Genomic DNA, 21,144 nt, shown 5'->3' on the forward strand with positions numbered 1-21,144 from the left:
CCTCTGTGGATGTAGAGGTTCTGTTGGACGACGCGCAGCGCGCGGCCGCGGCCGTCCTGCACGAGACCGCCGAGGGCCTGGGGCAGGGGAGGCCCGGAGTTCGCGGCGTGTACCTGTGGGGACCCGTCGGACGCGGCAAGACGTGGTTGATGGACCGCTTCTACGGGTCGGTCGCGGTCCCGAAGCGGCGCGTGCACTTCCACTCGTTCTTCCGCCGGCTCCACACCGACGCGCACGCGCTGGGGTCCATCGACCTCGCGATCGACACGGCTCTCGGGGACGTCCGGCTGCTGTGTTTCGACGAGTTCCACCTGCACGACGTCGGGGACGCGATGCTCGTCGCGCGACTGCTGAAGGTCCTGTTCACCCGCGGGATCACGCTCGTGGCCACATCGAACTATCCGCCGGAAGGGCTGTTGCCGAATCCGCTGTTCCATCACCTGTTCGCGCCGTCGATTGCCGTGCTGGAACGGAACTTGACCGTCGTGCGGTTGGCTGGTCCCGTCGACTACCGCACCGTGGCCACGGCGGACGCCAGGTTCTCTTCCGGACGTTTCGTCCGAGCTTCCGAAACCGAGACCCCGGCCCTGTCCGAGCGCGTCGCCCTGACCGTCGGGACGCGCACGGTGACGGCCTCCGCGGTGCAGGATCGCACGGTCTGGTTCGAGTTCGCGGTGCTGTGCGGCACCCCGACCGCACCCGCCGACTACCTCGAACTGTCCGAGCGGTTCGGATGCTGGGTGATCACCGGTGTGCCCCGACTGCGGGAGGCCGGCGCGGAGACCGTGCGGCGGTTCGCGAACGTCGTCGACGTGCTGTACGACAGGGGGACTTCGCTGACTCTGGTCGCCGAAGCGTCGTGGGACGACGTGTCCGCCGGACTCGACGGCACGCTCGACTTCGACCGGCTGGTGAGCAGGCTGTCGACGCTGAGCCGGTGACCACCGAGGCAGACCCGTTGGGGCGTCTGCCTCGGCAAATCGATCAGACGTACCGGCTGTACGCGGGGAGGTCCAGCTGGCCGTTGCCGGACAGTCCGATGACCACGACCTCCGGTTCGGTGACCGTGCGGGCGTGCGCGATGGCCGCGGCCACGGCGTGCGTGGATTCCGGCGCCGGGATGATGCCTTCGGCGCGGGCGAAGAGCAGGCCCGCGGCGAGTGCGTCGTCCTGTTCGATCGCGGTCGCCTCCATCAGCCCGAGGGCGACGGCGTGCGAGACCATCGGCGACATGCCGTGGTACCGCAGTCCGCCCGCATGGATGGCGGGCGGAACGAAGTCGTTGCCGAGGGTGTACATCTTCAACAGCGGCGTCAGGCCTGCGACGTCACCGAAGTCGTAGCGGTACTCGCCCTCCGTCAGCGACGGGCAGGCGGCCGGCTCACACGCGACGAGGCGGGTGGTGGTGCCCTCGCGCAGATTACGCCCCAGGAACGGGAAGGTCAGGCCGGCGAGATTGGAACCGCCGCCGGCGCAACCGAATACCGTGTGCGCGGCAGGCTCACCCGCCTCCTCCAGCTGGGCCATCGCTTCCTGGCCGATCACGGTCTGGTGGAGCATGACGTGGTTGAGGACGCTGCCCAGCGAGTAGTGCGCGTCGGGATCGTTTGCAGCCACCTCGACGGCCTCGCTGATCGCCATGCCCAGCGACCCGGTGGTGTCGGGGTGCTCGGCCAGGATGGCCCGACCGGCTTCGGTGAGGTCGGACGGCGACGGATGACAGATGCCGCCGTAGGCCTCCATCTGGAGTCGGCGGTACGGCTTGGCGTCGAACGAGGCGCGGACCTGCCAGACCTCCACCTCGAGGCCGAGCAGGGCCCCGGCGAACGAGAGCGACGCGCCCCACTGGCCCGCGCCGGTCTCGGTGGTGAGCTTGGTGGTGCCTTCGAGCGCGTTGTAATAGGCCTGTGCCACAGCCGTGTTCGGTTTGTGTGATCCGACCGGGCTGACACCCTCGTACTTGTAGTAGATCCGTGCCGGCGTGCCGAGCACCCGCTCGAGCCGGTGCGCGCGCACCAGCGGCGACGGCCGCCACATGCCGTAGATCTCGCGGACCGTCTCGGGGATCTCGATGTACCGTTCGGTCGCGACCTCCTGTTCGATCAGGCTCGCGGGAAACAGCGGAGCCAGGTCTTCCGGTCCGAGCGGCTCACGAGTGCCGGGATGCAGGTGCGGCGGAACGGGTTCCGGAAGATCGGCGGCAAGGTTGTACCAGTGCGTGGGCACGGCCGAGGGGACCGCAACCCCCAGAGGTTCCAGCGATCGAGTCAGTTCGGCTCCGGTTACCGGGGACGTGGTCAAGTAAAACTCCTTCGTAGATGGATACGTCCGGAACATGCTGCGCCGTCCGCCGCCGTGAACGGGTGATTTTCCCGGTCCCCGCGTGTCACGATGGAGGAGCAACTCGGGAGTGAGGATGCCGGACCGTCGCGTGCGAAGCAGGGTCGTCCACACGGTCGCCCTGCTGGCGGCCGTCGTGACGGTCACCCTTGCCGTCCGGGTGGTCCCCGCGCCCGACACCCCCGCGACACCGTCGGAGCCGGGCGCAGGTGCGACGCGCGCTCTCATCATCCTCTCGGCGATCGCCGTCGTCGTCGCGGCGGTGGCGCTGGCGTCCGCCCTTCGCAGCGGTCGGCCGCGGGTCGCGCCCGACCCGCCGCCGGTAGGGCTCACCGGAGACACCGGGTCCTCGGTCTCGCGCCGGCACATTCTCGGATGGGCTGCGTTCGCCTCGCTCCTCGTGGCCGCGGCGTTCTTCCTCGGGTCCGCCGGCGGTGACCAGCCACCGGACCGTCAACCGTCGCCGGCGAGCCCGGCCACCGACAATGGGGCCGGCCGAACCGACGAGTCCGTGCCCGCCGACACACGTCCGCCACCCGACACGGTGGAGGAGGCCCGCGAGGACCTGACGGAATTGTGGACCGCGGCAGCGATTGTCGGGCCGATGCTGGTGACCGTGCTGATCCTCGGTGCCGTGGCCCGGCGCCCCCTCCGGGCTCGGGCCGGCGCCTGGACCGCGGCGAGTTCCCCCGACAGTCCGGCCGCCTCGCAGTCGCTGGCCCGGGCGGCGGAGGAAGGTCTCGCCGTGGTCGTGGCCCCGACTCTGCCGCCGCGTGAGGCCATCATCGCCAGCTACGCCGCCATGGAAGATGCGCTGCGCGGGGCCCCGGGCGCCGAACCGCGGGAGTCGGACACCCCGTCCGAAGTGCTGGCTCGCGCAGTGCAACTCGGAGCGCTGCACTTCGAGGCTGCGGCGCCGCTGGTGCGGCTGTTCTCCGAGGCGCGGTTCAGCCTGCATCCGATGGGCGAACAGCACCGTGACGAGGCCGCGGATCTGCTCCGGCGCGTGCTCGACGACCTGGGGAGCGGCGCATGTTCGCCGTCGCGGTAGCCGGTGTCGGGGCGGTGCTGGCCGTGGAGGTCCCGCTGGTGGCCGCCGGTCGGTACAGTGCGGCCGTGCTGATCGCGGGAGCGGTGACCGCGCTGGTGCTCTTCGAGATTCGGCGACGCATGGCACCCGGGGACGTCGACGACCAGCCGCCCGGCCTGGAGGCGGAACGAGCCGAGGCCACGGCCCGCTGGATGGCGCGGACGGAATCACTGATCAGTTGGGCGGACGGTACGCGCGGCGACTGGGATCACCATCTGCGTCCGCTTCTGGCGCGCGAGTTCCAGCAGTCCACCGGACAGCGGCAGGGACTCGACCCCGCCGACACCGCCGCCGCGGGTGAGGTGTTCTTCGGCGACTTGTGGCAGTGGGTCGATCCCGAGTGCGTGCAGCGCTCCGACAGGGCCGCACCCGGTCCGGGCCGGGATGTGCTCGACCGGATCCTGCAACGGCTGGAGCAGCTGTGACGATGCCCGCCGAGGTCACCACCGCGCGCGCCCACGCGGTGCTGGCAGAGGTCGAACGGGCGGTGGTCGGCAAGCACGACGAACTCACGTCGATCCTGCTCGCGGTACTCGCCGGCGGACACGTGCTCATCGAGGATCTGCCCGGACTCGGAAAGACTCTGGTGGCACGATCTTTCGCTGCCGCGCTCGGGCTCGACTTCACGCGCGTCCAGTTCACCCCCGACCTGCTGCCCGCCGACCTGCTCGGCGCCACCATCTACGACATGCCGTCGGGACGCTTCGAATTTCGTCCGGGCCCGATCTTCACCAACCTGCTCCTCGCCGACGAGATCAACCGCACCCCGCCCAAGACCCAGGCCGCTTTGCTCGAGGCCATGGCCGAGGGGCAGGTCAGCGTCGACGGCACCACCCGGATCCTGCCGCGTCCCTTCATCGTGCTCGCCACCGACAATCCCATCGAGTACGAGGGCACCTACCCGCTACCCGAGGCGCAGCTGGACCGGTTCGCGCTCCGCCTGCGGCTCGGGTATCTCACCGAGACCGACGAGCACGAGATGCTTCGCCGACGGCTCGACCGGGGATCCGCCGCCGTCGTCGTCGAGCAGGTGGTCGATGCCGCCGACCTCCTGGCGATGCGCGAATCGCTCGAGCAGGTCAGTGTTCATCACGACGTCCTCGGATATGTCGTCGCGCTCGCGAACGCCACCCGGCATCACCCGCAGGTCGAGGTCGGGGCCAGCCCCCGCGCGGAGCTCGACCTCGTCCAGCTGGCTCGGGCGCGAGCCCTCCTCTCGGGCCGGGACTTCGTCATTCCCGAGGACATCAAGGCCCTGGCCGTTCCCGCTGTCGCGCACCGCATCAGCCTGCGCCCGGAGATGTGGGTGCGCCGTATCCGCAGCGACGACGTCCTCGCGGAACTGTTGCGCCGTCTCCCCGCGCCGAGGGCACGATGACGGAGCACCAGCTGACGTGGCGGGCGTCGCCGGCAGCCCTCGCATTGACGACCTGCGCCGCTGTGGCGTTGACGGCGGGTGTCGTGGGGCGGTGGTGGGAACTGATCGTGTTCGCCGCCCCGATGCTGGGTGCGCTCGGCACGGTGACGTGGTTGCCCCGTCCGGCCACCGGCGTCCGGGTCGAGGCGTCGGCGCACATGCTGCGGTGTTTCGAATCCGAGTCCGTGCACTTCTCGGTGGATGTGACGGCGTGTTGTGGCGCGGCGGAGCTCGCGGTGACACCGGCACCGTCCGACGGCTACACGGTCGATCAGGTCGGCGAGGGCGACTACGTGGTGTCGGCGGATCGATGGGGCCGGTACGAACCCGCACTGACGGTCACGGCACGTGCCGGCGGCGGCCTGCTGACCGCTTCGCTGCCGGTTCCCGTCGCGGAGCTGCGGGTGTTCCCGCTGGCGCCACCCATGCCGACTCCGTTGCCCCACGCCACCCTTCCGGACCGCATCGGCGCGCACCGCACCCGCCGATTCGGTTCGGGCGTCGAGTTCGGGGACATCCGCCCCCACACGCCGGGAGACCCGCTGCGCAGCGTCAACTGGCCGGTGAGTGCCCGGCGCGGCCGGCTCCACGTCACCGAACGGATCATGGACCGCGCCGCGGACGTCGTCGCCGTACTCGACACCACGCCGCAGGCGCCGGGCCCGGCGTCGGCGAGCCTGCACCGGACCGTGCGCGGGGCCACGCAGGTGGTGCAGACGGCCTTGCAGCGCGGCGACCGGGCCGGGGTCGTCGCCCACGGGCTCCGGCTGCGGTGGCTCGGCGCCGACATCGGACGCAGGCAGTTCTACCGGATCCTCGACACCGTGCTCGACTCCGAGGCCGGTGCCTCCGAAGGCACACTCGTCCCGCGGGTCGCGTTGCCGCCGAGGGCCGTGGTCATCGCGTTCTCCACCATGCTGGACACCAACTTCGCGCTGTCACTGCTGGAGTTGAGGCGGCGCGGTCACGTCGTCGTGGCCGTCGACGTGCTCCGCGGCCCGCCGTTCGAGTACGAACTCGAGCCGATGACCGGCAGGATGTGGCGGCTCGAGCGGCGGAACATGTACCGGAACATGGGTGTTCTCGGGGTCCCGGTGGTGGCGTGGGACGACGATTCCGCACTGGATCTCGCGCTGGCCCTCGCCGATCGCGCCCGCCGGCCGTCGAGGGCACTCCGATGAGATGGGTAGCGGTGATCGCGGTGCAGGGGGCGTTGGTCGCGCTCGTCCTGGGCAACGCGTCCGCGCTCGCGGCGGCCGCCGCGGGTGTCGCGGCGACGGGACTGCTGCTCGTCGCGTACACCGGCCTCGCACCGGGAATCCCGACGCTACTGCTGGGGGCGGTCGTCACCGGCGCCGCGGCCGGTCTGGCAGCGGCACTGCCGGACGGGCCGGCGTGGGCGTCCCTGCTCGGGCCGGTCGCGGTGGTGGTGTTGTTCCTCGTCGCGGTGTGGCCGTACGTCGGCAGACGCACACCCACGGCCGAGGGTCAGAACCGGCGGATGCTGTAGATGTGGAACTGCGACAGCGGCGCCAGACCCACGGGCACGCCGCGTCCGTACGCATTGAAGACCTGACCGAAGCCCGCGTAGATACCGATGTGCGACGCATCCGGGTTGAGCACCACGATGTCGCCGGGAGCCAGCGCCCACAGCGGAATGGGGGCGCCGACCTCAGCCTGCTCCCACGTGGTGCGTGGCAGATTCACCCCTGCCTGCCGGAATGCCCACTGAACCAGCCCCGAGCAGTCCCACGCGTCGGGACCCGTCCCACCCCACAGATAAGGCTTGCCAGTCTGGGTCGTCGCGGCCGCGAGCGCGGCCAGCCCGGTCGGGGTGGGAATGGGCGTCGGGAGAACGGAAGAACCCATCGAACTGCCGCCGGTGCTGCCGCTGTCGGAACTTCCCGCGACCGGTGCGGCATTCGCGGGAAGAGCGACGAGGGCGGTCGCGCAGAACGCGAGAGCGCCGGCAACGGCAGCGCGCCGCACGGGACGGAGATGTCTGCGCTGGGACACGAGGTCCCCCCTTTGTTCGCTACTGCTCGTTGGAGAGCCGTTGGAACCGTCCCGACCATCGGTTGAGACGTCTCGATGAGGTCCCGGAAAGCGTACAAAGTGTTGCGGCATCGTGCCTGATAATTGCGAACATCCGCCCGAACTGGGCACATTCGGTCAAATTTCGGTAACTGTCACCCCTGGGTCAGGGTCAGTACCACGTCGGCCAGGGCTGGGGCATGATCACGCTCGGGAACCGTGGCCGAGATGAGTAGTCTGCCCTCCTCCCGCCAGATTCGCGTGTGCAGCGTCTCGCCCGGAAAAACCACGCCCGCGAACCGGACTCGGAAGCCCGCGACCTGCGACGTGTCCGAGTCGAGTACCGCGTCCACGGCCGCTTTGCACACCATTCCGTAGGTGCACAGGCCGTGCAGGATCGGGGCGGGAAACCCTGCGGCGGAAGCGAACTTCGGGTCGGAATGCAGGGGGTTGCGGTCGCCGCACATCCGGTACATCAGCGCCTGCTGCGGAAGGACGGGCGTGTCGACCTCGGCGTCGGCAGGCCGGTCGGGTAACTCGACGGACTGGGACGGTCCGCGCTCACCGCCGAAACCGCCTTCGCCGCGGGCGAAGATGGACGAACGCCCGATCCACAGGGGAGTGCCGCCGAGGTCGGTGGTCGTCGATTCCTGCACGATGACGGCGGCCTTGCCCTTGTCCCACACCTCGGCGATGCGGGTGGTGGTGCGGGCCTTGCCCTCCGGGGGAATCGGCTGGTGCACGGTCACTTCCTGGCTGCCGTGGACCACCTTGGCGAGGTCGATCTCGACGCCCGGGAACGACACACGGGGGGCCTCGGTCGCGTGGAAATTCGCGGCCACCGTAGCGAACGTGGGGAGCACCTGCGGCTTCCCGTCGGTCAGGTACCGCAACTCCCTCTCGTCCAGTGGACGGGATCCGGCACCGAGAGCGAGGTGGTAGTGCTGCACGTCGGAACTGGTCCAGGAGAACTCCTGAACGGGCAGTTCGGCTCCGATGGCGATGTTCGGATCAAGGGGCATTGGTGGTGTCTCCGGTGAGTGACGTCGGGGAATCGGTCCGGGAGGACTTGTCGAGGATATCGAGAACCGCGAGATAGCCGAACGTCATCGCCGGGCCGATGGTCGCGCCGGGTCCGGCGTAGGTGTGGCCCATCACCGGGCCGCTGGCATTGCCCACCGCATAGAGGTTCTCGATGGTGCTGCCGTCCTCCCGCAGCACGCGCGCATTGCGGTCGGTGCGGAGGCCGCCCTTGGTGCCGAGGTCGCCCGGGACCATCTTGACGGCGAAGAACGGCGCCTTCTCGAGCGCCCCGAGGCTCGGGTTGGGCTTGTTGCGGGGATCCCCGTAGTAGTGGTCGTACCCGCTCTCACCACGGCCGAAGTCCTCGTCCTTGCCGTTGCGGGCGAAAGTGTTGAAACGCGAGACCGTTTCGGCGAGCGCGTCGACCGGCACGCCGATCTTCCCGGCCAGCTCGGCGACGGTGCCCGCCTTGACGATCACACCGGCCTTCAGCCAGCGACCGGGGAACGGCGAGCGGGGGGTGACTCCGGCGAACGCGTAGCGGTCGCGGTAACGCTGGTCGAGGACGAGCCAGCACGGCACGTTCTCGCCCGGTCCGTCGCCCTGGCCGTACGTGCCGCCGTACATCGCGTGCGTCGCCTCGACGTATGGCGCGGATTCGTTGACGAAGCGCTTGCCGGATTCGTTGATCATGATGCAGCCCGGCAGGCTCCGCTCGGACAGCGCGAACCAGGGGCCCCCGGTGAGTGGGATGGACGGTCCCCACCAGGCGTCTTCCATCAGATCGAGCGCGGCGCCGAGCTTTTCGCCCGCCCAGATGCCGTCGCCCGTGTTGGCCTTCGCGCCGACGGTCCATTCGGTGCCGATCGGTGCCCGCTGGTACTTCTTGCGGGCCTCGTCGTTGTGCTCGAAACCGCCCGACGCGATCACGACGCCGCGGCGCGCCCGGAACACCTGCGGCTGTCCGTCGACCGTCGCGTTGACGCCCCTGACCACGCCGTCCTCCACATACAGGTCGGTGAGCGGGGTGTCGAGCAGGATCGGGACGCCGGCGGCCTTCAGCCCGGCCTGCAGTCCCGCGACGAGCGCCTGACCGCGGACGAGCAGGCGCTTCCCGGTGAGCTTGGCGCCGAGGAACCGGAGCCCGACCCGGGCGGCGCGCAGCGGGCCGCGCGGGTTCCGCATCAGGAGGTTCAGCCAGCGGTAATCGGCCTGGGTGATCACGAAATTGGACGGCGCCTTGACATAGTCGGGTTCGAGCCTCGCGAGGTCGGCGCCGAGTTTCCTGCCGTCGAACGGTGTCGGCTCGACGGACCGTCCGCCGAGCCGTCCGCCGGGGGCCTCGGGGTAGTAGTCGGAGTATTCGGGCACCCACTGCAGTTTCAGCGGGCTGTTCTTCAGCACGAACGACAGCATTTCGGGGCCGCGGTCGATGTAGGCGTCGATCCGGTCCTTCGGGACGACGTCACCGATGATGCTGTGCAGGTAGGTCCGCGCGGCGTCGGTGGTGTCCTCGACTCCCGCGGCGATCAGCGCCTCGTTGTTGGGGATCCACACGCCACCGCCGGAGCGCGCGGTGGAGCCGCCGAAGTGCGGCGCCTTTTCGAGGATGACGACGCTGAGTCCCTTGTGGGCCGCGGTGAGGGCCGCGGTCATTCCACCGGCACCGCTTCCGACGACCACGATGTCGTATTCGTGCTTGCTCATGTAGAACACGTTATAGAATGATGGGGTTGTCAGTCCATCCTTTCTGCCAGGAAGTATTACTGACGCCAACAAACAAGAACGAAACACGTTGCAGTAAAAACCGGTGGGCGTGCGCACACAAACGAACTTCACGGAAGGCCCTCACACCATGCTCTCGACGCAACTACGCACCGAGTTGGCGAATCAGCTCGACGCCGCGGAGCGGGGCCGCGCTCCCATCGGCCCCCTGACCGCGGACCATCCCGACATCGACGTCGTCGACGCCTACGAGATCCAGCTGATCAACATCCGCCGCCGGCTGCAGGACGGAGCGAAGGTCGTCGGGCACAAGGTCGGCCTGTCGTCCCTCGCCATGCAGCAGATGATGGGCGTCGACGAACCCGACTACGGCCACCTGCTCGCCGACATGGAGGTGTTCGAGGACCAGCCCGTCGACACGGCGCGGTTCTGCTTCCCGCGCGTCGAGGTCGAGGTGGCGTTCGTGCTGGGCGCCGACCTCCCCGGCGCCGGCTGCACCGAGCAGGACGTCCTGGACGCCACCGTGGCGTTCGCGCCGTCCATCGAGCTGATCGACAGCCGGATCACCGATTGGAAGATCACGCTGTCGGACACGATCGCGGACAACGCGTCGTCCGCCGGTTTCGTGCTCGGCAAGAACCGGGTGCGGCCCGCGGACATCGACATCACATCCATCGATGCGGTCCTGACCAGCAACGGCGAGACCAAGGCCGAGGGGCGCAGCGACGCGGTGCTCGGCAACCCGGTGACGGCCGTCGCCTGGCTCGCGCAGAAGGTCGAGAGTTTCGGCGTCCGGCTGAAGGCCGGCGACATCGTGCTGCCCGGATCGTGCACCCGCGCCATCGACGCGCACCCGGGCGATCACTTCCGCGCCGAGTTCAGTGGGCTCGGATCCGTATCCCTGCAGTTCAAGTAGGAGTTTGTTCATGACCAAGGCAAGTGTGGCGATCGTCGGTTCGGGCAACATCAGCACCGACCTGCTCTACAAACTGCAGCGATCCGAGTGGCTCGAACCCCGCTGGATGATCGGGATCGACCCCGAGAGCGAAGGCCTGGCACGCGCCCGCAAGTTGGGACTGGAGACGTCGGCCGAGGGTGTCGACTGGTTGCTGAACCAGCCGGAGAAACCCGACCTCGTCTTCGAGGCCACGTCCGCGTACGTGCATCGGGAGGCCGCACCGCGGTACGAGGCCGCCGGCATCCGCGCCGTCGACCTGACACCGGCCGCGGTCGGACCGGCCGTGGTGCCGCCGGCGAACCTGCTCGAACACCTCGGCGCCCCCAACGTCAACATGATCACGTGCGGAGGGCAGGCCACGATCCCGATCGTGTACGCGGTCTCCCGCGTCGTCGACGTGCCGTACGCCGAGATCGTCGCGTCGGTGGCGTCCGTCTCCGCGGGCCCGGGCACCCGCGCCAACATCGACGAGTTCACCAAGACCACCAGCCGCGGCATCGGGACCATCGGCGGAGCGCGGCGTGGCAAGGCGATCATCATCCTCAACCCGGCCGACCCGCCGATGATCATGCGCGACACGATCTTCTGCGCGATCCCCGAGGACGCCGACCGCGCCGCCATCACCGATTCCATCCACCGCGTCGTCGCGGACATCCAGCAGTACGTCCCCGGCTACCGGCTGCTCAACGAACCGCAGTTCGACGACCCGAGCATCGTGTCGGGCGGGCAGGCGACAGTCACGACGTTCGTCGAGGTCGAGGGCGCAGGCGACTTCCTGCCGCCGTACGCGGGCAACCTCGACATCATGACCGCAGCGGCAACCAAGGTGGGCGAGGAGATCGCCCAGAAGCTCCTGAGTGTGGAGGCATGAGCACTATGGTCCATTTCGACGCCAGCTGGGACATCCGCGTCACCGACACCTCCCTGCGGGACGGTTCGCACCACAAGCGGCACCAGTTCACCGGCGAGGAGGTCCGGGCCATCGTCGGTGCGCTCGACAACGCCGGGGTCCCGGTCATCGAGGTGACGCACGGCGACGGACTGGGTGGGTCCTCGTTCAACTACGGGTTCTCCAAGGTGCCGGAGCAGGAACTCATCTCGATCGCCGTCGACACGGCGAAGAACGCGAAGATCGCCTTCCTGATGCTGCCGGGCCTCGGCATCAAGGACGACATCATCGTCGCCCAGGACAACGGCGCCTCGATCTGTCGCATCGCCACGCACTGCACCGAGGCGGACGTGTCCATCCAGCACTTCGGGCTGGCCCGCGACCGCGGTCTCGAGACCGTCGGCTTCCTGATGATGGCGCATTCGATTGCACCGGAGAAGCTCGCCAAGCAGGCCCGCATCATGGCCGACGCGGGCTGCCAGTGCGTGTACGTCGTCGACTCCGCCGGCGCGCTCGTGCTCGAGCAGGTGTCGGACCGCGTCGAGGCTCTGGTGCAGGAACTCGGCTCGGACGCGCAGGTGGGATTCCACGGTCACGAGAACCTCGGACTCGGTGTGGCCAACTCGATCGCCGCGGTCCGCGCAGGTGCCAAGCAGATCGATGGCAGCACAAGACGATTCGGTGCCGGCGCCGGCAACGCGCCGGTCGAGGCGTTCGTCGGCGTGTGCGACAAGATCGGCGTCAAGACGGGGATCGACTTCTTCGCAATCGCCGACGCTGCCGAGGACGTGGTGCGTCCGGCGATGCCCGCCGAATGCCTCCTCGACCGCCAGGCGCTGATGATGGGATACGCCGGTGTCTACTCGAGCTTCCTCAAGCACGCCGAACGCCAGGCCGAGCGGTACGGCGTCTCGTCCGCCGAACTCCTCGTCCGCGCGGGTAAGCGCAAGCTCGTCGGCGGGCAGGAAGACCAGCTCATCGACATTGCGCTCGAACTGCAACGCGAGCGCCTGTGAGTACTTATTAACCACGGGCGGTTAATAAGTACTCACGGGTCAGCGGGCGGTCTCCCACAGCCCGACGACGTTGCCCTCAGAGTCGGTGAAGTACGCGGCGAATCCCATGTTCCCGACGGGGGTCCTGCCGGTGACGGTCTTGCCACCGAGGGATTCGATCCTTTCGAGGGCGGATTCGATGCTCTCGACGTCGACGGTGACCACCGGAGAGGTCACCTCCCCGCGCTGCATCATGCCGCCGTTGATGTACCCGGGTTCGTCGGGCATGCCACTCTCGCCGACGGGTCCGGTGGTGACCATGCTGTAGTCCATGTCGGGGATCTCGGCGATGGCCCACCCGAACGCGTCCCGATAGAACGCTCGTGCGCGGTCACCGTCGTCGAAAGGGATCTCGAAGTGCACGATTCGGCCTGTCATGGCACGCCTCCGGTTCGGCTGGAACCGCCGAATCCGACGGCACATCCAGCCTAAGCGCCCAATGTGACATTCGTGCAGGCCGAAGCCGCACTGACTGCACGAATGTCACACTGGGCGACGCATCCGCGCGCAGCGTGCCAACGACTATTCGACGCGATCTCGCACGTCGATGAACCCCTCCATCACCGCGTGATCGATACTGTCCCACAGCCGCGGGCACCCCTCGCGGAGCGCGGTGGACTGTCCCTCTCCGACGGCGTCCCGGAACGTCGGGCACGTCTTTGCAGGGTCGTCCGTCCACTGGACGCTTGTGTGCTCGAGGCTGTTCTTGCGCACCAGCACACAGGTTCCGCACGTCCGGCACTCGACTTCCTTCATGCCGTCGTCGAGGTAATTGGCCTTGTCGGCCAACGTCTGCGCATGAATGGCCTCGAGCCGAGCAGGCTGCCCGGCGAAGTCGGGAGCTTTGGCCCATTCGGTCGAGGCACTCATGATCAGACCTGCGCTTCCTTGCTTTCGGACCGCTCCGCGGCCTCGCGTTCGGCCTTCTGACGGGCCAGGTTCTCGTCGACCTCGTGCTGCCAGGCCTCGTTGGCCTTGGTGGTGTCGACCTCGAACTCGAAGCGCCGCGTCATCTTGTCGGTGACGTCGGCGACGTCGACGTAGAACTGGTCGTACCAGCGTCGCAGCTGGTAGACCGGACCGTCCTCGTCGCAGAGCAGGGGGTTGTCGATCTTGGTCTTGTTCTTCCAGATCTCGACGTCCTGCAGGAATCCCTCGGCGATGCCCTCGGTGAACTTCGCGGCCAGCTTGTCGGCTGTTTCGTCGTCGATGCCGGTCGGCTTCTTGACGGTCACGCCGTACTGGAGCACGAACGAATTGTTCGTCACCGGATAGTGGCAGTTGATGAGGACGCTCTCGACCTCGTACCCGCCGTAGCTGTTCCACAGCGGATTGATCATGTAGGACGGCCCGTAGTACGCGGCCTCGGAGCGCAGCAGCGATTCCATGCCGTACTGCGTCGCCATCCCGACGTCGGGGCGACCTTTCGTGTTGAGGTACTGCGTCGCGATGTGGCCTTCGAAGACGTTCTTGAAGTACGTCGGGAACGCGTAGTGGATGTAGAAGAAGTGCGCCATGTCGACCACGTTGTCGATGATCTCGCGGCAGTTGGAACCTTCGATCAGCATCGAGTTCCAGGTCCAGTCGGTCCACTCGTCGCTGTATGCGCCCTCGATGCGGGGGATCGTCACGTCCTCCGGCGGGGGATTGCCCTCCGGGTCGTTCCAGACGAACAGCTGGCCGTTCTGCTCGAGGGTGAGCCAGGCCCGGGTGCGGGCGATCGGCGGAACCCGGCGTGCGTAGGGAATGCTGGTGCACTTGCCGTTGCCGCCCCAGCGCCAGTCGTGGAACGGGCAGGCCACGGAATCGCCCTTCACGGTGCCCTGCGACAGGTCGCCGCCCATGTGCCGGCAATACGCGTCCAGAACCTTCAGTTCGCCCTTGCTGTCGGCGAAGACGACGAGTTTGGTGCCGAATGCCTCGATCGAATGCGGTTTGCCGTCCTTGAACGTCTTGGTCAAACCGAGGCAGTGCCAACCACGCGCGAAGCGGGTCTGGACCGTGCCCACATCGATCTCGCGAATCTGCGCCATTGTGCCCTCACATCCCTTCATGCTGTTAGTAGAACACGTTATAGAACTTCGACACGATCCGCCAGATTTTCGGGTGCTTTCTTCCAGACCCGGGCCGTCAAACAGCACCTTTGCCGGTATCTCGACATAAATGGGAACGTGTTCTAGTCTCAGAAGATAAGTGAACCATCGAACGAGACAGGAGCGTCCTGTGGGTGACCATGACAGTCACGAGGTGATGCAGCGGCTCGACGCACTACTGCCGACGCTGCGAGAGCGTGCGCAGGAGACCGAGGATCTACGTCGTATCCCCGACGATTCCATGAAGGCGCTCCAGGAGACCGGATTCTTCCGGTTGCTCCAGCCCGCACAGTGGGGTGGTTACCAGGCGGATCCGGTGCTCTTCTACTCCGCGGTGCGGAAGATCGCGAGCGCCTGCGGTTCCACCGGATGGGTCTCGTCGATCATCGGTGTCCACAACTGGCACCTCGCACTGTTCTCCCAGCAGGCTCAGGAAGACGTGTGGGGCAACGACACCGACGTCCGCATCTCGTCCTCGTACGCGCCGATGGGCGCCGGCCAGGTCGTCGACGGCGGATACACGGTCAACGGTGCCTGGGCCTGGTCGTCCGGCTGTGATCACGCGAGCTGGGCCGTGCTCGGCGGGCCCGTCATCAAGGACGGGCGTCCGGTCGACTTCGTCAGCTTCCTGATCCCGCGCGAGGACTACCGGATCGACGACGTGTGGAATGTCGTGGGACTCCGCGGAACCGGCAGCAACACCGTGGTTGTCGACGACGTGTTCGTCCCGACGCACCGCGTTCTCAGCTTCAAGGCGATGAGCAACCTCACCGCACCCGGGCTCGAGCGCAACACCGCGCCCGTCTACAAGATGCCCTGGGGAACAATCCATCCCACCACCATCTCCGCGCCGATCGTCGGGATGGCCTACGGCGCCTACGATGCGCACGTCGAACATCAGGGCAAGCGCGTCCGCGCGGCGTTCGCCGGTGAGAAGGCGAAAGACGACCCGTTCGCCAAGGTCCGCATCGCGGAGGCCTCGAGTGACATCGACGCCGCCTGGCGCCAGCTGTCCGGAAACGTCGCCGACGAATACGCACTGCTCGTCGCCGGTGAGGAAGTCCCGTTCGAGATGCGGCTGCGGGCACGCCGCGACCAGGTGCGCGCCACGGGCCGCGCCATTTCGTCGATCGACAAACTGTTCGAGAGCTCGGGGGCCACCGCGCTGGCCAACGGAACGCCGCTGCAGCGTTTCTGGCGGGACGCGCACGCCGGACGCGTCCACGCGGCCAACGATCCCGAGCGCGCCTACGTCATGTACGGCACAGGCGAATTCGGTCTGCCCGTCACCGACACGATGGTCTAGGAGAACGCGTGACGACTACCGAAGAGGCCCTCACATTCGAGTCCACCTCGAAGTTCGCCCAGGTGCGGCCCGACCTGAAGTTGCACTACCACGAGGCCGGGGTCGGCAACGACACCACGATCGTGCTGCTGCACGGCGGCGGTCCGGGCGCTTCGTCGTGGTCGAACTTTGCCAGGAACATCCCGGTTCTCGCCGAGAAGTTCCACGTGCTCGCCGTCGACCAGCCGGGATACGGGTTATCGGACAAGCCGACCGAGCACCCGCAGTACTTCGTGCACAGTGCGTCCGCGTTGAAGGATCTGCTCGACACGCTCGACATCGGCGGACGCGTCCACCTGCTCGGCAACTCGCTCGGTGGCGGTGCGGCAGTGCGTTTCGCGCTGGACTACCCGGACCGGGCGGGCCGGCTGGTCCTGATGGGTCCGGGCGGACTGAGCGTCAACCTGTTCGCCCCGGACCCGACCGAGGGCGTCAGGAACCTCGGCAAGTTCGGGTACCAACCCACGCGCGAGAATCTCGAGGCGTTCCTGCGCATCATGGTGTTCGACCAGAAGTTGATCACCGACGAACTGATCGACGAGCGTTTCGCCGCGGCGAGCACGCCCGAGTCGCTCGCCGCCGCCAAGGCGATGGGAAAGTCGTTCTCCTCGGCCGACTTCGAGCTGGGAATGCTCTGGCGCGACGCCTACAAGCTGCGCCAGCGCGTGCTGCTGATCTGGGGTCGCGAAGACCGGGTCAACCCGCTCGACGGGGCGCTGGTGGCGCTGAAGATGATTCCGCGGGCGCAGCTGCACGTCTTCGGCGGCTGCGGACACTGGGCGCAGCTGGAGAAGTTCGACGAGTTCAATCGCCTGGCAACCGATTTCCTCCTGGACGGGGGTAAGTGATGAGTATTCGTTCACTGGCATACATGCGCATCGAGGCCACCGACATGGCCGCGTGGCGCGAATACGGTCTGAAGGTGCTCGGCATGGTCGAGGGCAAGGGCTCCGACCCGGACGCCCTGTATCTGCGGATGGACGACTTTCCGGCTCGCCTCGTGATCTTCCCCGGGGAGCAGGACCGGCTGTCGGTGTCGGGTTGGGAGACGGCCAATGCCGCGGAGCTGCAGGAGGTCCGCGACAACCTGTCGGCGGCCGGCGTCGCGTTCAAGGAGGGGACCGCCGAGCAGCTGCAGGACCGCCGGGTCGACGAGCTGATCACGTTCGAGGACCCGTCCGGCAACACGCTCGAGGCGTTCCACGGCGCAGCCCTGGAACATCGGCGGGTGGTCAGCCCGTACGGGCACAAGTTCGTCACCGGTGAGCAGGGTCTCGGGCACGTCGTCCTCTCGACCACGGACGACGAGGCGTCGCTGCGCTTCTACCGCGACGTCCTCGGCTTCCGCCTGCGCGACTCGATGCGGTTGCCCCCGCAGATGGTCGGGCGGCCCGCCGACGGCAAGCCGGCGTGGTTGCGGTTCTTCGGCTGCAATCCGCGGCATCACAGCCTCGCGTTCCTGCCGATGCCCACGCCCAGCGGCATCGTGCATCTCATGATCGAGGTCGAGAACTCCGACGACGTCGGGTTGTGCCTCGACCGCGCGCTCCGCAAGAAGGTCAAGATGTCGGCCACGCTCGGCCGCCACGTCAACGACCTGATGCTGTCGTTCTACATGAAGACCCCCGGCGGCTTCGACGTCGAATTCGGTTGCGAGGGACGTCAGGTGGAGGACGAGAGCTGGATCGCGAGGGAGAGCACGGCCGTCAGCCTGTGGGGTCACGACTTCAGCGTCGGAATGCAGCCGTGAGCGAGGTGACCGGGGACGGGGCCGTCGCGGCCGAGGCGATCGATCCGCGACGGTTCCGGACGGTGCTCGGCCAGTTCTGCACCGGCGTCACCATCATCACGACGATCGACGACGGCGAGCCCGTGGGGTTCGCGTGCCAGTCGTTCGCCGCGCTGTCGCTCGAACCCCCGCTCGTGCTGTTCTGCCCGACCAAGACGTCGCGGTCGTGGGCGGCGATCGAGCGCAGTGGCATCTTCTGCGTCAATGTGCTCGCGGAAGAACAACAGTCGTCGTGCGCCCGCTTCGGTTCCCGGGATCCGGACAAGTTCGCCGGGATCGACTGGACGGAGTCGCCGCTGGGCTCACCGATCCTCACCGGTTCGCTCGCCCACATCGACTGCTCGCTCGAGAGCGTGCACGACGGCGGCGACCACTGGGTCGCGTTCGGCCGGGTCTCCTCCCTGAGCGAGATCAGGGAGGAGCGACCGCTGCTGTTCTACCGCGGGCAGTACACCGGCATCGAACCGGACAAGACCGTGCCCGCGCCGTGGCGCGACGACCTCGAAGCGTTCCTCACGACGTCGTCGGAAGACACCTGGCTCTAGATTTCTAGACGGCAACACCGATGTATTTGGTCTCGAGGAATTCGTCGATGCCGGTGGTCCCGCCTTCGCGCCCGAGCCCGGATTCCTTCACGCCGCCGAATGGCGCGGCAGGGTTCGACACCACTCCCTGGTTGAGTCCGACCATGCCCGACTCCAGTGCTTCGCACACGCGGATGCCGCGCTTGAGGCTCTCCGTGTACACGTAGGCCACCAGCCCGTACGGGGTGTCGTTGGCCCGCTCGACGGCCTCGGTCTCGGTCTCGAACGTGCTGATCGCGGCCACGGGACCGAAGATCTCGTTGTGGCACATCTCGGCGTCGTCGGACACACCGGTCAGCACCGTCGCCGGGTAGAAGTTGCCCGGGCGGTCGAGTGCCTCGCCGCCGGTGAGTACCGAGGCGCCGCGTGCGATCGCGTCCGCGACGAGACTGCTCACCTTCGCGACAGCCGCCTCGTCGATCAGCGGTCCGACGACGACGCCGTCCTCGGTGCCGCGCCCGACGGGCAGGGCCTCCATCCGCTGGGTGAGTTTGCGGGTGAATTCCTCGGCGACCGAACTGTGCACGAGGATGCGGTTGGCAGCCGTGCAGGCCTGGCCGATGTTGCGCATCTTCGCCGCCATCGCCCCGTCGACGGCGTCGTCGAGATTCGCGTCGTCGAAGACGAGGAACGGCGCGTTGCCGCCGAGTTCCATGGATGTGCGCATGACCGTGCGGGCGCACAGTTCGAGCAGATGCTTCCCGACCTTGGTCGAACCGGTGAACGAGAGCTTGCGGGCCCGGCCGTCGAGGATGAGTGGAGTGATGACCTCGTCGGGGCTGGACGTGGTGACGACGTTGACGACGCCGTCCGGCAGGCCGGCCTCGGTGAGGATGTCGGCGAGCGCCAGGATCGACAGCGGTGTCTGGGCCGCAGGTTTGATGACGGAGGTGCACCCGGCCGCGATGGCGGGCCCGATCTTCCGGGTGCCCATCGCCATCGGGAAGTTCCACGGGGTGATGAGCAAGCTCGGTCCGACGGGCTGCTTGGTGACGAGGAACCGCGACCCGCCGCCGGGCGCCGTCATGTAGCCGCCGTCGATGCGGACGGCCTCCTCGGCGAACCAGCGGAAGAACTCTGCGGCGTAGGCGATTTCGCCCCGTGCCTCGGTGAGTGGCTTGCCCATCTCGAGCGTCATGACCAGCGCGAGCCGGTCGACGTTCTCGAGCAGCAGCCGGTGCGCGTTCATGAGGATGGTGCTGCGTTCGCGGGGTGTCGTGGCCGCCCACGACGGTTGCGCCGCCACCGCCGCATCGAGCGCCTCGCGGGCCTCCGCGGCGTCGGCGTCGGCGACCGTGCACAGGATCTGTCCGGTGGACGGGTCGTGGACCGGCATCGTGCGGGCACTGTCGCGCCACTTGCCGCCGATGAACAGGCCGGTCTGCACCGATGCGATTGCTGCTTCCTCGAGCATGATTTTTCCCCATTCTCCGTTGCCGAAGGGACGCTCCCCATGTTATACAGATTGTCAACAATCTGACAATGCACTTGCCGACATCGGACGGCATCTACGCGTGGGAGGGTTCTCGTGACTCGGCTATCTCCACTGCTCGCTCAGGCCACACCCGTGACGGTCGATCACGGTGAAGGTTGCTACCTCTACGGCACCGACGGCCGCCGCTATCTCGACTTCACCGCGGGCATCGGCGTCACCAGTACCGGGCACTGTCACCCGCACGTCGTGGAGGCCGCGCGCAGACAGGTCGGCTCCCTGATCCACGGCCAGTACACGACGGTCATGCACCAGCCGATGCTCGAGCTGGTCGATCGACTGGGGTCGGTCCTGCCCCCGGGACTCGACTCGCTGTTCTTCGCGAACTCGGGGAGCGAGGCCGTCGAGGCGTCGCTGCGGCTGTCGCGGCAGGCGACCGGCCGCCCCAACGTGATCGTCTTCCACGGCGGATTCCACGGACGCACGGTCGCGACGGCGACGATGACCACATCCGGCACCCGGTTCTCGGCCGGCTTCAGCCCGCTGATGGGCGGCGTGCACGTGGCACCGTTCCCCAACGCCTACCGCTACGGCTGGTCCGAGGAGGAGGCGACCGCGTTCGCGCTGAAGGAACTCGACTACATCTTCGCGACACTCACCGCGCCGAACGAGACGGCGGCGTTCGTCGTCGAGCCCGTCCTCGGCGAGGGCGGCTACGTGCCCGGCAACACCGCGTTCTTCCAGGGGCTCCGCGAGCGCGCCGACCGATACGGCATCCTGCTCGTCATCGACGAGATCCAGACCGGTTTCGGCCGCACCGGCAAGTTCTTCGGGCACCAGCACTTCGACGTCCGCCCCGACATCATCACCATCGCCAAGGGTCTTGCCAGCGGCTTCCCGCTGTCGGGCATCGCGGCGTCCGAGGAACTCATGGCCAAGGGCTGGCCGGGGTCGCAGGGCGGAACGTACGGCGGGAACGCCGTGTCCTGCGCGGCCGCTGTCGCGACGCTCGAGGTGATCGAGAAGGAAGATCTCGTGGCCAACGCCGCTGCGCGGGGCGTCCAGTTGCTCGACGGTGCGCGCACGCGCGCCATCGACGGGATCGGCGACGTCCGCGGTCTCGGACTGCTCGTGGGCAGCGAGTTCACGGCCGCCGACGGCAGTGCGGACCGCGCGAAAGCGGCTGCGGCGCAGCAGCTGGCCGCGAAGAAGGGGCTCCTGCTGTTGACCTGCGGCGCCCACATGAACGTGGTACGGATGATTCCACCGCTCATCGTGACGGCGGAACAGATCGAGGACGCCCTGAAAATCTGGTCCGAAGTACTCGACGAAGTGTGACAAGCACCCGTGAGTATTTATTAACCGCCCGC

The 21,144-nt window shown here is 67.8% G+C and carries 22 protein-coding genes; 14 read left to right on the forward strand and 8 right to left on the reverse strand.

Annotated features, from left to right (window positions below; translation table 11 throughout):
* The first annotated feature begins 23 nt into the window (after window positions 1-23).
* Window positions 24-941 carry a cell division protein ZapE gene (gene zapE, locus ACFWAY_RS00255; RefSeq protein ID WP_378509729.1) on the forward strand — a complete coding sequence of 306 codons (918 nt, stop codon included), beginning with the start codon at window positions 24-26 and terminating at the stop codon, window positions 939-941.
* Between the two features lie 43 nt (window positions 942-984).
* Here the strand turns inward: zapE and ACFWAY_RS00260 are convergent, their stop codons facing one another.
* Window positions 985-2,301 carry a TrpB-like pyridoxal phosphate-dependent enzyme gene (locus ACFWAY_RS00260; RefSeq protein WP_378509484.1) on the reverse strand — a complete coding sequence of 439 codons (1,317 nt, stop codon included), beginning with the start codon at window positions 2,299-2,301 and terminating at the stop codon, window positions 985-987.
* A 115-nt stretch (window positions 2,302-2,416) separates the two neighbouring features.
* On the opposite strand from ACFWAY_RS00260, the gene ACFWAY_RS00265 reads away from it, so the two are divergent.
* Genes ACFWAY_RS00265 through ACFWAY_RS00285 form a run of 5 tightly spaced genes read left to right on the forward strand, consistent with a single transcriptional unit; the run spans window position 2,417 to window position 6,357 of the window.
* Complete coding sequence (locus tag ACFWAY_RS00265) at window positions 2,417-3,391, forward strand: DUF4129 domain-containing protein (protein WP_378509485.1); 975 nt, start codon at window positions 2,417-2,419, stop codon at window positions 3,389-3,391.
* Window positions 3,373-3,855, forward strand: a complete 483-nt coding sequence (locus ACFWAY_RS00270; protein ID WP_378453469.1) for a hypothetical protein — start codon at window positions 3,373-3,375, stop codon at window positions 3,853-3,855. Before ACFWAY_RS00265 ends, ACFWAY_RS00270 begins: the two co-directional genes overlap by 19 nt.
* Entirely contained in the window at window positions 3,852-4,808 is a 957-nt protein-coding gene (locus ACFWAY_RS00275) for a MoxR family ATPase (RefSeq protein WP_005263839.1), read from the forward strand. Before ACFWAY_RS00270 ends, ACFWAY_RS00275 begins: the two co-directional genes overlap by 4 nt.
* Window positions 4,805-6,028 carry a DUF58 domain-containing protein gene (locus ACFWAY_RS00280; RefSeq protein ID WP_378509486.1) on the forward strand — a complete coding sequence of 408 codons (1,224 nt, stop codon included), beginning with the start codon at window positions 4,805-4,807 and terminating at the stop codon, window positions 6,026-6,028. Before ACFWAY_RS00275 ends, ACFWAY_RS00280 begins: the two co-directional genes overlap by 4 nt.
* On the forward strand, window positions 6,025-6,357 hold the full coding sequence (locus ACFWAY_RS00285) for a hypothetical protein (RefSeq protein ID WP_378453467.1): 333 nt from the start codon (window positions 6,025-6,027) through the stop codon (window positions 6,355-6,357). Before ACFWAY_RS00280 ends, ACFWAY_RS00285 begins: the two co-directional genes overlap by 4 nt.
* Here ACFWAY_RS00285 and ACFWAY_RS00290 read toward each other — a convergent pair.
* The 3 genes from ACFWAY_RS00290 to kstD all read right to left on the reverse strand — a co-directional run bounded on the left by ACFWAY_RS00290 (window position 6,336) and on the right by kstD (window position 9,611).
* Window positions 6,336-6,863, reverse strand: coding sequence for an NlpC/P60 family protein (locus ACFWAY_RS00290; RefSeq protein WP_005244825.1), 528 nt, complete (start codon window positions 6,861-6,863; stop codon window positions 6,336-6,338). The two genes, ACFWAY_RS00285 and ACFWAY_RS00290, sit on opposite strands and share 22 nt — an antisense overlap.
* Before the next feature lie 173 nt (window positions 6,864-7,036).
* Window positions 7,037-7,903, reverse strand: coding sequence for a MaoC/PaaZ C-terminal domain-containing protein (locus ACFWAY_RS00295; protein WP_378509487.1), 867 nt, complete (start codon window positions 7,901-7,903; stop codon window positions 7,037-7,039).
* Window positions 7,893-9,611 (reverse strand): 3-oxosteroid 1-dehydrogenase, encoded by a 1,719-nt coding sequence (gene kstD / locus ACFWAY_RS00300; RefSeq protein ID WP_378509488.1) that lies wholly within the window; start codon window positions 9,609-9,611, stop codon window positions 7,893-7,895. Before kstD ends, ACFWAY_RS00295 begins: the two co-directional genes overlap by 11 nt.
* Before the next feature lie 148 nt (window positions 9,612-9,759).
* Here kstD and ACFWAY_RS00305 point away from each other — a divergent pair, with 148 nt between their 5' ends.
* From ACFWAY_RS00305 to dmpG, 3 genes are read left to right on the forward strand one after another with little or no spacing between them, the layout of a single operon-like run.
* The gene (locus ACFWAY_RS00305; RefSeq protein ID WP_378509730.1) at window positions 9,760-10,545 is read left to right on the forward strand and encodes a 2-keto-4-pentenoate hydratase; all 786 of its coding nucleotides are present in this window, start codon (window positions 9,760-9,762) and stop codon (window positions 10,543-10,545) included.
* A gap of 10 nt (window positions 10,546-10,555) precedes the next feature.
* Entirely contained in the window at window positions 10,556-11,458 is a 903-nt protein-coding gene (locus ACFWAY_RS00310; RefSeq protein WP_378509489.1) for an acetaldehyde dehydrogenase (acetylating), read from the forward strand.
* A complete protein-coding gene (gene dmpG, locus ACFWAY_RS00315) occupies window positions 11,455-12,492 on the forward strand; it encodes a 4-hydroxy-2-oxovalerate aldolase (protein WP_112301955.1) in 1,038 nt (345 codons plus the stop codon). Before ACFWAY_RS00310 ends, dmpG begins: the two co-directional genes overlap by 4 nt.
* 39 nt (window positions 12,493-12,531) lie before the next feature.
* On the opposite strand, the gene ACFWAY_RS00320 is transcribed toward dmpG, so the two are convergent.
* From ACFWAY_RS00320 to ACFWAY_RS00330, 3 genes are all read right to left on the reverse strand, one after another.
* Complete coding sequence (locus ACFWAY_RS00320) at window positions 12,532-12,909, reverse strand: VOC family protein (RefSeq protein ID WP_005574864.1); 378 nt, start codon at window positions 12,907-12,909, stop codon at window positions 12,532-12,534.
* 144 nt (window positions 12,910-13,053) lie between these two features.
* A complete protein-coding gene (locus tag ACFWAY_RS00325) occupies window positions 13,054-13,401 on the reverse strand; it encodes a hypothetical protein (RefSeq protein WP_378453461.1) in 348 nt (115 codons plus the stop codon).
* Between the two features lie 2 nt (window positions 13,402-13,403).
* Entirely contained in the window at window positions 13,404-14,564 is a 1,161-nt protein-coding gene (locus tag ACFWAY_RS00330; RefSeq protein WP_378453460.1) for a Rieske 2Fe-2S domain-containing protein, read from the reverse strand.
* 190 nt (window positions 14,565-14,754) lie between these two features.
* Between ACFWAY_RS00330 and hsaA the strand changes: the two genes are divergently transcribed.
* Genes hsaA through hsaB form a run of 4 tightly spaced genes read left to right on the forward strand, consistent with a single transcriptional unit; the run spans window position 14,755 to window position 18,303 of the window.
* Window positions 14,755-15,930: a 3-hydroxy-9,10-secoandrosta-1,3,5(10)-triene-9,17-dione monooxygenase oxygenase subunit gene (hsaA, locus tag ACFWAY_RS00335; RefSeq protein ID WP_378453459.1), complete on the forward strand. Its 1,176-nt coding sequence runs from the start codon at window positions 14,755-14,757 to the stop codon at window positions 15,928-15,930.
* Window positions 15,931-15,938: 8 nt separating this feature from the next.
* Window positions 15,939-16,817 carry a 4,5:9,10-diseco-3-hydroxy-5,9,17-trioxoandrosta-1(10),2-diene-4-oate hydrolase gene (gene hsaD / locus ACFWAY_RS00340; protein WP_378453458.1) on the forward strand — a complete coding sequence of 293 codons (879 nt, stop codon included), beginning with the start codon at window positions 15,939-15,941 and terminating at the stop codon, window positions 16,815-16,817.
* A complete protein-coding gene (gene hsaC / locus ACFWAY_RS00345) occupies window positions 16,817-17,719 on the forward strand; it encodes an iron-dependent extradiol dioxygenase HsaC (protein ID WP_378453457.1) in 903 nt (300 codons plus the stop codon). Before hsaD ends, hsaC begins: the two co-directional genes overlap by 1 nt.
* Entirely contained in the window at window positions 17,716-18,303 is a 588-nt protein-coding gene (hsaB, locus tag ACFWAY_RS00350; RefSeq protein ID WP_378453456.1) for a 3-hydroxy-9,10-secoandrosta-1,3,5(10)-triene-9,17-dione monooxygenase reductase subunit, read from the forward strand. The genes hsaC and hsaB overlap by 4 nt, the downstream gene beginning before the upstream one ends.
* Before the next feature lie 4 nt (window positions 18,304-18,307).
* Here the strand turns inward: hsaB and ACFWAY_RS00355 are convergent, their stop codons facing one another.
* Window positions 18,308-19,756: an NAD-dependent succinate-semialdehyde dehydrogenase gene (locus ACFWAY_RS00355; protein ID WP_378509490.1), complete on the reverse strand. Its 1,449-nt coding sequence runs from the start codon at window positions 19,754-19,756 to the stop codon at window positions 18,308-18,310.
* Window positions 19,757-19,870: 114 nt separating this feature from the next.
* Between ACFWAY_RS00355 and ACFWAY_RS00360 the strand changes: the two genes are divergently transcribed.
* Window positions 19,871-21,112: an aspartate aminotransferase family protein gene (locus ACFWAY_RS00360; RefSeq protein ID WP_164059384.1), complete on the forward strand. Its 1,242-nt coding sequence runs from the start codon at window positions 19,871-19,873 to the stop codon at window positions 21,110-21,112.
* Window positions 21,113-21,144 lie beyond the last annotated feature (32 nt).

The sequence above is a fragment of the Rhodococcus sp. NPDC059968 genome, from assembly GCF_042738615.1.
Lineage (GTDB): Bacteria > Actinomycetota > Actinomycetes > Mycobacteriales > Mycobacteriaceae > Rhodococcus_F.

What these genes read in the sequence shown, in the direction of transcription:
- ACFWAY_RS00265 (WP_378509485.1), top strand. Translation starts at nt 2,417, where the DNA reads ATGCCGGACCGTCGCGTGCGAAGCAGGGTCGTCCACACGGTCGCCCTG.
- ACFWAY_RS00270 (WP_378453469.1), top strand. Translation starts at nt 3,373, where the DNA reads ATGTTCGCCGTCGCGGTAGCCGGTGTCGGGGCGGTGCTGGCCGTGGAG.
- ACFWAY_RS00280 (WP_378509486.1), top strand. Translation starts at nt 4,805, where the DNA reads ATGACGGAGCACCAGCTGACGTGGCGGGCGTCGCCGGCAGCCCTCGCA.
- ACFWAY_RS00285 (WP_378453467.1), top strand. Translation starts at nt 6,025, where the DNA reads ATGAGATGGGTAGCGGTGATCGCGGTGCAGGGGGCGTTGGTCGCGCTC.
- ACFWAY_RS00295 (WP_378509487.1), bottom strand. Translation starts at nt 7,903, where the DNA reads ATGCCCCTTGATCCGAACATCGCCATCGGAGCCGAACTGCCCGTTCAG.
- kstD (WP_378509488.1), bottom strand. Translation starts at nt 9,611, where the DNA reads ATGAGCAAGCACGAATACGACATCGTGGTCGTCGGAAGCGGTGCCGGT.
- ACFWAY_RS00305 (WP_378509730.1), top strand. Translation starts at nt 9,760, where the DNA reads ATGCTCTCGACGCAACTACGCACCGAGTTGGCGAATCAGCTCGACGCC.
- ACFWAY_RS00310 (WP_378509489.1), top strand. Translation starts at nt 10,556, where the DNA reads ATGACCAAGGCAAGTGTGGCGATCGTCGGTTCGGGCAACATCAGCACC.
- dmpG (WP_112301955.1), top strand. Translation starts at nt 11,455, where the DNA reads ATGAGCACTATGGTCCATTTCGACGCCAGCTGGGACATCCGCGTCACC.
- ACFWAY_RS00320 (WP_005574864.1), bottom strand. Translation starts at nt 12,909, where the DNA reads ATGACAGGCCGAATCGTGCACTTCGAGATCCCTTTCGACGACGGTGAC.
- ACFWAY_RS00325 (WP_378453461.1), bottom strand. Translation starts at nt 13,401, where the DNA reads ATGAGTGCCTCGACCGAATGGGCCAAAGCTCCCGACTTCGCCGGGCAG.
- ACFWAY_RS00330 (WP_378453460.1), bottom strand. Translation starts at nt 14,564, where the DNA reads ATGGCGCAGATTCGCGAGATCGATGTGGGCACGGTCCAGACCCGCTTC.
- hsaC (WP_378453457.1), top strand. Translation starts at nt 16,817, where the DNA reads ATGAGTATTCGTTCACTGGCATACATGCGCATCGAGGCCACCGACATG.
- ACFWAY_RS00355 (WP_378509490.1), bottom strand. Translation starts at nt 19,756, where the DNA reads ATGCTCGAGGAAGCAGCAATCGCATCGGTGCAGACCGGCCTGTTCATC.